Genomic DNA, 9,339 nt, shown 5'->3' with positions numbered 1-9,339 from the left:
TGAACATTCTGCAACGGCAGGTGCGCTAATGCCCTCGGTAAGCTCACGCGGCAGGTCCGGCCGCCGCATGAAGGCCGACATCAACGTGGTGCCGTACATCGACGTGATGCTGGTGCTGCTGGTCATCTTCATGGTGACCGCTCCCCTCATCACGCCCGGCCTGATCCAGCTGCCCTCGGTCGGCGCGGCATCGGACGTGCCGGTCAAGCCGCTGGAAGTCCAGATTTCGGAAGACGGCAAGATCGCCCTGCGCATGCGCGAACCCGGCGCCACCATGCAGGACATCGCGCGCCCCGAACTGGTGGCGCAAGTGCGTTCGCGCATTACCGCGGAAACCCCGGTGGTCATCGCCGCCGACGGCAAGGTGCCCTATGAGACGGTCGTGAAGGTCATGGATGAACTTCGCACCAACGGCATCACCCGCCTGGGCCTGCTGGTGGACCAGTCCGCCGGCGGTTCCCAGCCCGCACCCGCGAAAAAACGCTAACGCGACGCCTTCCGCCGGCGCCGCCGGCATGCAACGCTCATGACGCCACCCATAATCCGACACCGCAGCGGCCCCCCGGCCACCCCGCCCAACCACGACAACCGGAAGGCATTGATTCTGGCCGTGGCGGTGCACGTGCTGCTGCTGATCGTCTTGATCTTTGGCGTGAACTGGCGCTCCGAGAGCCCCGGCCCCGTGCAGGTCCAGCTCTGGGCAGACGGCAACTCGCCCGACTCTCCGCCGCCCACGCCGCAACCCGAACCGCCAAAACCGCAGCCCAAGCCGGAACCCAAGCCGGAGCCTGAAAAGGCGCCCGAGCCTCCCCCGCCGCCGCCTACTCCCAAGCCTGAGCCCGAAGCTCAGCCCAAGACCGAGGAAGTCGACCCCGAGATCGCGCTGCAGGAAGCCAAGAAGAAGCGCGAACAGGAAGAGAAGGCACGCCAGGCCGCCGAAGCCACCAAGGAAAAGGCGCGCCTCGAAGAAGAGCGCAAGCAGGCCGAACTGAAGGAAAAGAAGCGTTTGGAGCAGGAACGCCAGGCGGCCGACAAGGCTGCTGCCGAGAAGGCCGCAACTGAAAAGGCCGCCGCCGACAAGGCGGCCGCGGAAAAGAAGGCCAAGGACGACGCCGCCAAGAAGGCTGCGGCGGAGAAGGCCGCTGCCGAAAAGGCTGCCGCCGACAAGGCCGCCGAGGAAAAGGCCGAAAAAGCCGCCGCCGAGAAGGCTGCTGCCGAGAAAAAGGCCGCGGCCGAGAAGAAGGCCAAGGAAGAAGCCGCCAAGAAGGCCGCTGCCGACAAGGCGCTGAAGGATGCCTTCCGCAACGACGCGCTGGGCGCCGCCGGCATCCCCGGCGGCACGGCCGACCGCAACCAGGCGGGCGGCGGACGCGATAGCGGCTATGGCGCCAAGGTCCGCGCCTGCGTGCAACCCGGGGTGGCATATCCGCCCCCGGCCCGCAGCGGATCGGAAAATCCCACGGCACAATACCGGGTACAGTTAGGTTCCGACGGGAAGGTCAATGGCGTCACCTTGACCAGTTCTTCGGGCAATGTCGGCTTCGACCGCGCGGTCGAGACCGGCATCCGCCGTTGCAACCCTTTCCCGAAGCCCTCGACGGGCCGCTACGAACCCATTATTGACGTTGTGTACAGAATGTATGATTGACAGGAGATTGATGAATATGACTCCCGCTTATAGCCGACGAGTACCCCCCCTCGCTCTCTGGCGATCGTATGGACTCGGGCTGCTGATGCTGACCCTGGCCTGCCTGATGGCCATCAAGCCCGCCCATGCGCAGCTGCGCGTCGACATTTCCGGCACCGGCGCCACCCAGTACCCCGTGGCCATTGCCGATTTCGCGGTTGACGATACTCATGGCCGCGCCTTGGCCGAAGTGATCCGCGCCGACCTGACCCGCACGGGCCAGTTCCGCCTGATCAACGCCGCCGGCTCCGGCCTGAATGTGGACTCCCCCATCGCCCACGATGACTGGCGCGGCAAGGGCGCCGATTTCATCGCCTACGGCAGCATCACGCGCGGTGGCGACGGCCGCTACGACGTCCGCTACCGCCTGGCCGACACGGTCAAGAAGAGCCAGCTGGACGGCGTGGCGTTTTCGGGCACCGAGCAGGAACTGCGCCGCGTCGCGCACCAGATCGCCGACCGCATTTACGAGAAGATCACTGGCGTTAAGGGCGTTTTCTCGACCCGCATCGCGTACGTCCTGAAGAAGGGCGCCACCTACGAACTGCAGGTGGCTGACGCCGACGGCCAGAACCCTCAGGTGGCCCTGCGTTCGCGCGAGCCCATCATTTCGCCGTCCTGGTCGCCCGATGGCTCCAAGCTTGCCTATGTGAGCTTCGAATCCGGCAAACCTGTCGTCTATGTGCACAATCTGGCCACCAGCGCCCGCTCGCCTGTCGCCAACTTCAAGGGCAACAACAGCGCACCCGGTTGGTCGCCCGACGGCAGCAAGCTGGCGGTGGCTCTGACGCGCGATGGTTTGTCGCAAATTTACATCGTTGGCGCGACCGACGGCTCCAATCCGACGCGAGTTACGCGTTCTCCCGGGATTGACACCGAACCGAGCTTTACGCCAGACGGTGCTTCCATTATCTTTACGAGTGACCGCAGCGGCGGGCCGCAAATCTATCAGACCGGCTCGAGTGGTGGCGAAGCACGCCGCCTCACGTTTAATGGTGGTTACAACATATCACCCCGAATTTCCCCCGATGGATCGACGCTACTGTACGTTGCAAGACGCGACGGCGCGTTTCGTATCGCATCGCTGAACCTGTCCTCAGGCTCCGAGACCTTGCTGACTGATGGTCGTGACGATCAGTCCCCGAGTTTTGCGCCAAATGGAATGCAAGTCCTCTACGCCGCCATCCAAAATGGACGTAGCGTGCTTGCGGGTGTTTCGAGCGATGGCCGCGTACGGCAGACGCTTTCGGTACTGAATGGGGAAATACGTGAACCGACTTGGGGCCCATTTACCCGATAACACGTGTGACTCTCTTTGCAAAGGAACTATCATGAAGTCGCGCATTGCCAAAAGCCTAACCATCGCCGCTCTGGCTGCCGCCCTGGCAGCTTGCAGCTCCGTCCCTCTCGACGATAAAGCGGGTCAGGGCGGAGGCGCTGGCCAAGGATCCTCGGCCTCTGGCCAGATCCTTGATCCCTTCAACCCCCAAAGCATCCTGGCGCAACAGCGCTCGGTGTACTTTGACTTCGACAGCTACACGGTGTCGGACCAGTACCGCAGCCTGGTCGAAACCCACGCCAAGTACCTGGCCTCGCATCAGCAGCAGACCATCAAGATCGAAGGCAACACCGACGAACGCGGCGGCGCTGAATACAACCTGGCCCTGGGCCAGCGCCGTGCCGACGCCGTGCGCCGCATGATGACCCTGCTGGGCGTCAGCGACAACCAGATCGAAACCATCAGCTTCGGTAAAGAAAAGCCGAAGTCGACTGGCACGTCGGAAGCCGACTTTGCGGAAAACCGCCGCGCCGATATCGTTTATCGCCGCTAAGCTTTTTCGTATAGTCTAGAGCCCTACCACGCGTCGGGACGGTCAACCGGCCGTCCCGACGTTTGTTTTTATACCCCGGGAATTTTCATGCGCGATAACGTTCTGTCCCTGCGTCCTCTGATTGCGGCCACCGGCTTGGTGCTGGCGGCCCTGGCGGCGCCCGCCCACGCTTTTTCCGACGATGAAGCCCGCCGGGCCATCCTGGATTTGCGCCAACAGGTGCAGCAGCAGAACGAACAAAGCCAGCGCGCCAAGCTGCAACTGGCCGACCAGATCCAGGCCTTGCAGCAGGAAGTCGCCCAATTGCGCGACCAGCTGGAGCTGGTATCGCGCCAGCAGCCCTCGGCCAAGCCGGGCGGCGCCGCGGGCAGCGCCAATCCTCCGGGAGCCTCCGCCGGCGATCCCCAGGAGCAAGCGGCCTATGATGGCGCGATCGACCTGTTCCGCAAGGGCCAATACAAGGAAGCGTCCGAATCGCTGGCCGCTTTCACCGCCCTGTACCCCGCCAGCCAGCTCGCGCCCAGCGCCCAGTTCTACCTGGGCAGCAGCCGCTACGCGCTGAAGGACTTCAAGGGCGCCATCGAGCAGCTGAACGCCATGGTGCAGAAGGCCCCGGACAATGCGCGCGCGCCGGACGCCCTGCTGGTCATCGCCGGCAGCCAGATCGAAATGAACAACCGCGCCGGCGCCAAGACCACGCTGCAACGCATCGTCCGCGACTACCCGACCACGCCGGCCGCGAGCACGGCCAAGAGCCGTCTGCAGTTGCTGCAGTAATGCCGCCAACCGCCAGCGCGGTTGCCGCCTATCGGCAGATCCTGCGCCGCCGGGCAGGGCTTATCGCCCTGCTGCTGGCGGCGCTTTTCATTGCGTTGCTGATCGACTTCACCGTGGGTCCTTCGGGCCTACCCTGGCGTGAACTCTGGCAGACGCTCACCGCCCCCGCGGCGGCCGATCCGACCTCTCGAGTGATCGTGTGGGACATCCGCCTACCGTCCGCGCTCATGGCCGCACTGGTCGGCATGGCGCTGGGGATGGCGGGCGCCGAAATGCAGACCATCCTGAACAACCCCCTGGCCAGCCCGTTCACCCTGGGCGTGTCTTCAGCCGCCGCCTTCGGCGCCTCGCTGGCCATCGTGCTGCAGCTGGGCGTACCTGGCATACCCGCCGCCTGGCTGGTGGCGGGCAACGCCTTCCTGTTCGCCTTGCTGGCGGCATTGATGCTGGATGCCGTGACCCGCTGGGGCGGCATGAACACCTCGGGCGTGGTGCTGTTCGGCATTGCCATGCTGTTCACCTTCAATGCCCTGGTGTCGCTGGTGCAGTTCATGGCCAGCGCCGAGGCGCTGCAGAACCTGGTGTTCTGGACCATGGGCAGCCTGTCGCGCTCCAGCTGGACCACCGTGGCCGTGCTGGCGGCGGCCTTCGCCCTGGCGCTGCCGCTGGCCATGCGCCAATCCTGGAAACTGACCGCGCTGCGCCTGGGCGAGGACCGTGCCGCGAGCTTCGGCGTGGACGTGCGCCGCCTGCGCGTGGCGGCGCTGGCCCGGGTCAGCCTGCTGTCGGCGCTGGCGGTGGCCTTTGTCGGCACCATAGGCTTCATCGGGCTGGTCGCGCCGCATATTGCGCGGCGGCTGTTCGGCGAGGATCACCGGTTTTTCCTGCCGGGCAGCGCGCTGGTGGGCGCCGTGATCCTGTCGCTGGCGTCGATCGCTTCCAAGAATCTCGTGCCGGGCGTGATCGTGCCGATCGGCATCGTGACCTCTCTGGTCGGCATACCCTTCTTCGCGTCGGTCGTGCTGCGCCGGCAAATGCCATGACCGCGCCCCAGACCGGCCCCTCGTCGGCGCTGAGCGTGCACGGCCTGACGGCCGGCTATGGCCGCGCGGACGTGCTGCACGGGCTGTCGATACCCGAACTGGCAACCGGCCAGGTGACCGCCCTGCTCGGCCCCAATGGCAGCGGCAAATCCACCCTGCTCAAGGCGCTGGCCGGCCTGATCCGCGTGCGCGCAGGCGACGTGGCGCTGGATGGACGGGACCTGATCCGCCAGAGTTTCGGCGAGCGCGCCCGTCATGTCGTCTACCTGCCCCAGGGTCTGCCCGCCGCCGTGCACCTGCGGGTGTTCGAGTCCGTGCTGGTGGCGGCCAAGGCCGGCGACGGGCTGGGCACGCCGGTGGACATGCAGGCCATAGACCGGCTGCTGGAGCGGCTGGGCATCGCCCATCTGGCCTTGCAGTACCTGGATTCGCTATCCGGCGGACAGAAGCAACTGGTGGGACTGGCGCAGGCATTGATCCGCCATCCGCGCGTGCTGCTCCTGGACGAACCGCTGTCGGCCCTGGACCTGAATTACCAGTTCCACGTCATGCAACTGCTGCGGCAGGAAACCCGGGAGCATGGCCTGATCAGCATCATCGTGCTGCATGACCTGAACGTGGCGCTACAGCACGCCGACCGGGCCGTCATGATCCATGACGGCCGGCTGCATGCGGCTGGCCTGCCGGTGGACGTGATCACGCCCGCCTCGCTGGCGGCCGTCTACGGCGTCGAAGCGCGGGTGGAGACCTGCTCGCGCGGTTTGCAGCAGGTGCTGATCGACGGACTGCAAGCGCACCCGCACTGATTGCGGACCAGCGCGATGTCAGCCGCGCAGCGCCACGTCCACCACCGGCGCGCCGGTCATGTCCGCCAGTTGCCGCGGCGTCAGGTTGAACACCGCATGCGGATGCCCGGCGGCAGCCCACAGGCTGTCGTAGTTGAACAGGTCCGCGTCCAGCAGCATCACCGGCTTGACCGCATGGCCGATGGGGCATACGCCGCCAATCGCATAACCGGTCATGTCGCGTACGAATTTCGCGTCCGCCTTGGCCAGCGGGCCTACCTGCGAGGCCACCTTGGCCTCGTCCACGCGGTTGGCGCCGCTGGCGATGACCAGCACCGGCGCGTCGTCGGTGGCGCGCCGGAAGATGATGGATTTGGCGATCTGCGCGACCTCGCAGCCTAGCCCCGCCGCCGCTTCCGCCGATGTCTTGCCGGTTTGCGGCAGGACGACCACGGGTTTGTCATGCCCCAGTTCCAGCAGCAGGCGGGCGACGCGCTGGGCGGATTCGGGCAAGGCGGCAAGCGACTCAGGGGACATCGGGACGGCTCCGTTGGGGTGGAAAGCCGGCGCGGGCAGCGCGCCGACAGGTCGGAAACGAGTTTATCAGCGCCGCCGGCAGACGCCAGCGGGCTAGAATGCGGACCTGGCTTTTCCCATACGACACCCATGCGTTCCGAACCCGTCCTGCCCTTGCAAACCGCGCTGATTGGCGGCTACGCCATGTCCTACACCGAGTACGGCAGCGGCGCGCCCCTGGTGCTGGTGCACGGCTCCCTGTCCGACTGCCGCTACTGGAAGTCGCAGATGGCGCCGCTGGGCAAGTCGTTCCGCGTGCTGGCGGTATGCCTGCGCCGCTACTGGCCCGAAACTTGGGACGGCGAGGGCGAGGGCTTTTCGATCGAGCAGCATGCCAATGACGTGCTGGAATTCATCGATACCGTGGCGGGCGGACCGGCCCATCTGGTGGGCCATTCGCGTGGCGGCCGCGTGGCGCTGGAAGCGGCGCTGCAGCAGCCGGGCGCGCTGCGCAGCCTGACCCTGGCCGACCCCGGCCTGCCCCTGCCGGGCGACGACGACCTGCGCGGCGGTTTTCGGCAGCGCGCGCTGGCCCTTATCCGCGACGGCGAGATCGAAACCGGCCTGGCGCTGTTTGTCGACACCGTGACCGGGCCCGATACCTGGCAGCGCATGGTGCCGTGGTTCAAGGAGATGGTGCGCGACAACGTCGGCACGCTGTTCGGCCAGGCAGGGGAAAAGCCCGAAGCGCTGACGCCGGCGCAGATCGGCACGCTGAAGCTGCCGACCCTGCTGATCGGCGGCGCGCTCAGCCCCACGCCCTACCCGGCCGTGCTGGACGCCCTGTCGCAGTGGCTGCCGCAAGCGCAACGCGTGACGATCACGGGATCGTCGCACGGCATGAACCTGGGCAATCCGCGCGCCTTCAACGGCGCCATCGAGACATTCATCGGCGGCTGAACCGGCGTCCGCCCTGCGCCGCAGGGCAGCCGTGAGCACGCCCGCCCGGACTCGGCCGACGGAGCGCCTGGGCTAGGGCTCGACCGAAGGCGTGTGTTTCAAGCGCCGCAATACGAAGGTGGAGCGGCTGTGCCGTACGCCGCGCAGCTTGTATAGCCGCTTGCGCAGGAATTCCTCGTAGCCTTCGGTGCCCGCCACCGCCACCTTGATCAGATAGTCGTACTCGCCCGTCACGAGAAAGGCCTCGACCACTTCCGGCAACCGCGTGATCTCTTCGCCGAAGCGAGCCAAGGTGTCGTCGTCGTGATGTTCCAGCGTCACCTCGATCATGACGGTGTCCGGCAAGCCCAGCGCCTTCTGGTTCAGCAAGGCCGCGTAGCCCTCGATCACGCCTGCCTCTTCCAGCGCCTTGACCCGGTTCCAGCAGGGCGTGGGCGACAGCCCTACCTGTTCGGCCAGCTTCAGGTTGGTGAGGCGTCCGTCTGCCCGCAAGGCGCGCAGGATCTTGCGGTCGGTTTCGTCGATTTTGGGGGGTGTGGACATGGCGGGCTTAGTCTGAAGAGAATATCTCCAAAAAAAATGAATTCTACAAGACAGATATTTTCCACAATCCACCAACAAGGCATGAATCAGGAAACCTATTTTGCTTTCCTGCCCGTAGACTCTCTGCAAGATGGCCACCTATCCCGGCCGTCCGATTTCGGCGTCCACGCTGCGGCACAACCCAGCGCAGGCGCCGGCAGGTTCAACGCAGCACGCCGCGCGCCGATCCGCGCGGCAGGAAACCATGTCTCTCGCAGCAGCAGCACCCGCAAGAACCGGCCTGGGCCTCTCCGGCACCGCCATGCTTTTCGCCGCTCCGGCGCTATTCGCCTCCAACATGGTGGCAGCCCGCTGGGCTCATGACGCCAACCTTCCACCCGTCTTCCTGGCGTTCGGCCGCTGGCTGATCGCTCTGCTGATCCTGTTGCCGCTGGCCGCGCCCGCCCTGCGCGCGCACCGCAAGACACTATGGCGCGCCTTGCCGTCGCTGGCGCCGCTGGCAGTGCTGGGCATGGGTGTGGCGGTGGCGCCGCAATACATCGGCGCCCAGAGCACCAGCGCGACCAATATCGCCCTGATCTTTTCGTGCAGCCCCATCCTGGTGGCGCTGCTGGAAGCCGTCATCTGGCGCAAGCCGCTGTCCGCCCTGCGCGGCGCGGGCCTGGCACTGGCCCTGGGCGGCGTGCTGGTGGTGCTGGCGCGCGGCGACGCACAGGCGCTGGCGCGGCTGGCTTTCGGCCAGGGCGACCTCTGGGTGCTGCTGGCCGCCACCGGCTGGGCCTTCTACACCGTGCTGCAAAAACGCTTGAGCCTGCCGGCGGTGCCGGACAGCGCCCGGCTGGCGACCCTGATGCTGGGCGGCGTGCTGGCGCTGGCGCCCTTCGCCGCCGTCGAGGCCGTGACCGGTGCCACGCCGCCCTGGGGTGATCCGCGCCTGGCGGCAGTGCTGCTGTTCCTGGCCGTGGTTCCCAGCCTGGGCGCGTACTACGTGTACGGCCGCCTGATCAGCCAGGCCGGCCCGGCCACGGCGGGGCTGTCGATGTTCCTGGTGCCGGTCTATGCCGCGCTGCTGGCCTGGCCGCTGCTGGGCGAAGCCCCGCAGCTGTTCCATGCCTACGGCTTCGTGATGATCCTGCTGGGCGTGAAACTGGCCTCGTCGCGCATGCGCGCGGCGGCGGCCACGGCCGCCGCCCCCG

General features: G+C 66.5%; 11 protein-coding genes. 9 read left to right on the top strand and 2 right to left on the bottom strand.

Annotation, left to right across the window (positions count from 1 at the left end):
• The first annotated feature begins 28 nt into the window (after window positions 1-28).
• The 7 genes from VIR09_RS08140 (at window position 29) to VIR09_RS08110 (ending at window position 6,145) form a co-directional block, all read left to right on the top strand.
• The gene (locus VIR09_RS08140; RefSeq protein ID WP_041652194.1) at window positions 29-487 is read left to right on the top strand and encodes an ExbD/TolR family protein; all 459 of its coding nucleotides are present in this window, start codon (window positions 29-31) and stop codon (window positions 485-487) included.
• Between the two features lie 39 nt (window positions 488-526).
• Entirely contained in the window at window positions 527-1,648 is a 1,122-nt protein-coding gene (gene tolA / locus VIR09_RS08135) for a cell envelope integrity protein TolA (protein ID WP_332012414.1), read from the top strand.
• 16 nt (window positions 1,649-1,664) lie between these two features.
• The gene (tolB, locus tag VIR09_RS08130; RefSeq protein ID WP_041654868.1) at window positions 1,665-2,987 is read left to right on the top strand and encodes a Tol-Pal system beta propeller repeat protein TolB; all 1,323 of its coding nucleotides are present in this window, start codon (window positions 1,665-1,667) and stop codon (window positions 2,985-2,987) included.
• A 31-nt stretch (window positions 2,988-3,018) separates the two neighbouring features.
• On the top strand, window positions 3,019-3,519 hold the full coding sequence (pal, locus tag VIR09_RS08125; protein ID WP_013391490.1) for a peptidoglycan-associated lipoprotein Pal: 501 nt from the start codon (window positions 3,019-3,021) through the stop codon (window positions 3,517-3,519).
• Between the two features lie 87 nt (window positions 3,520-3,606).
• On the top strand, window positions 3,607-4,296 hold the full coding sequence (gene ybgF, locus VIR09_RS08120) for a tol-pal system protein YbgF (protein WP_013391489.1): 690 nt from the start codon (window positions 3,607-3,609) through the stop codon (window positions 4,294-4,296).
• The gene (locus VIR09_RS08115; protein ID WP_332012413.1) at window positions 4,296-5,339 is read left to right on the top strand and encodes an iron ABC transporter permease; all 1,044 of its coding nucleotides are present in this window, start codon (window positions 4,296-4,298) and stop codon (window positions 5,337-5,339) included. Before ybgF ends, VIR09_RS08115 begins: the two co-directional genes overlap by 1 nt.
• Window positions 5,336-6,145: an ABC transporter ATP-binding protein gene (locus tag VIR09_RS08110; RefSeq protein ID WP_332012412.1), complete on the top strand. Its 810-nt coding sequence runs from the start codon at window positions 5,336-5,338 to the stop codon at window positions 6,143-6,145. The genes VIR09_RS08115 and VIR09_RS08110 overlap by 4 nt, the downstream gene beginning before the upstream one ends.
• Window positions 6,146-6,163: 18 nt before the next feature.
• Here the strand turns inward: VIR09_RS08110 and VIR09_RS08105 are convergent, their stop codons facing one another.
• Entirely contained in the window at window positions 6,164-6,661 is a 498-nt protein-coding gene (locus tag VIR09_RS08105; RefSeq protein ID WP_332012411.1) for a YbaK/EbsC family protein, read from the bottom strand.
• Between the two features lie 129 nt (window positions 6,662-6,790).
• On the opposite strand from VIR09_RS08105, the gene VIR09_RS08100 reads away from it, so the two are divergent.
• The gene (locus tag VIR09_RS08100) at window positions 6,791-7,600 is read left to right on the top strand and encodes an alpha/beta hydrolase (RefSeq protein WP_332012410.1); all 810 of its coding nucleotides are present in this window, start codon (window positions 6,791-6,793) and stop codon (window positions 7,598-7,600) included.
• Between the two features lie 72 nt (window positions 7,601-7,672).
• Here the strand turns inward: VIR09_RS08100 and VIR09_RS08095 are convergent, their stop codons facing one another.
• Window positions 7,673-8,143: an Lrp/AsnC family transcriptional regulator gene (locus VIR09_RS08095; RefSeq protein ID WP_088138347.1), complete on the bottom strand. Its 471-nt coding sequence runs from the start codon at window positions 8,141-8,143 to the stop codon at window positions 7,673-7,675.
• A 244-nt stretch (window positions 8,144-8,387) separates the two neighbouring features.
• On the opposite strand from VIR09_RS08095, the gene VIR09_RS08090 reads away from it, so the two are divergent.
• On the top strand, window positions 8,388-9,339 hold a 952-nt coding region (locus VIR09_RS08090), incomplete at its 3' end, for a DMT family transporter (RefSeq protein ID WP_332012409.1).

Source organism: Achromobacter sp. (assembly GCF_036567245.1).
Taxonomy (GTDB): domain Bacteria; phylum Pseudomonadota; class Gammaproteobacteria; order Burkholderiales; family Burkholderiaceae_B; genus Achromobacter.
The sequence above is the reverse complement of the archived record's forward strand: the minus strand, read 5'-3'. Positions and strand labels throughout refer to the sequence as shown.

Excerpts from the sequence above, each read along its gene's own strand:
- VIR09_RS08140 (WP_041652194.1), top strand. The coding sequence starts at position 29 with ATGCCCTCGGTAAGCTCACGCGGCAGGTCCGGCCGCCGCATGAAGGCC.
- tolA (WP_332012414.1), top strand. The coding sequence starts at position 527 with ATGACGCCACCCATAATCCGACACCGCAGCGGCCCCCCGGCCACCCCG.
- tolB (WP_041654868.1), top strand. The coding sequence starts at position 1,665 with ATGACTCCCGCTTATAGCCGACGAGTACCCCCCCTCGCTCTCTGGCGA.
- pal (WP_013391490.1), top strand. The coding sequence starts at position 3,019 with ATGAAGTCGCGCATTGCCAAAAGCCTAACCATCGCCGCTCTGGCTGCC.
- ybgF (WP_013391489.1), top strand. The coding sequence starts at position 3,607 with ATGCGCGATAACGTTCTGTCCCTGCGTCCTCTGATTGCGGCCACCGGC.
- VIR09_RS08115 (WP_332012413.1), top strand. The coding sequence starts at position 4,296 with ATGCCGCCAACCGCCAGCGCGGTTGCCGCCTATCGGCAGATCCTGCGC.
- VIR09_RS08110 (WP_332012412.1), top strand. The coding sequence starts at position 5,336 with ATGACCGCGCCCCAGACCGGCCCCTCGTCGGCGCTGAGCGTGCACGGC.
- VIR09_RS08105 (WP_332012411.1), bottom strand. The coding sequence starts at position 6,661 with ATGTCCCCTGAGTCGCTTGCCGCCTTGCCCGAATCCGCCCAGCGCGTC.
- VIR09_RS08100 (WP_332012410.1), top strand. The coding sequence starts at position 6,791 with ATGCGTTCCGAACCCGTCCTGCCCTTGCAAACCGCGCTGATTGGCGGC.
- VIR09_RS08095 (WP_088138347.1), bottom strand. The coding sequence starts at position 8,143 with ATGTCCACACCCCCCAAAATCGACGAAACCGACCGCAAGATCCTGCGC.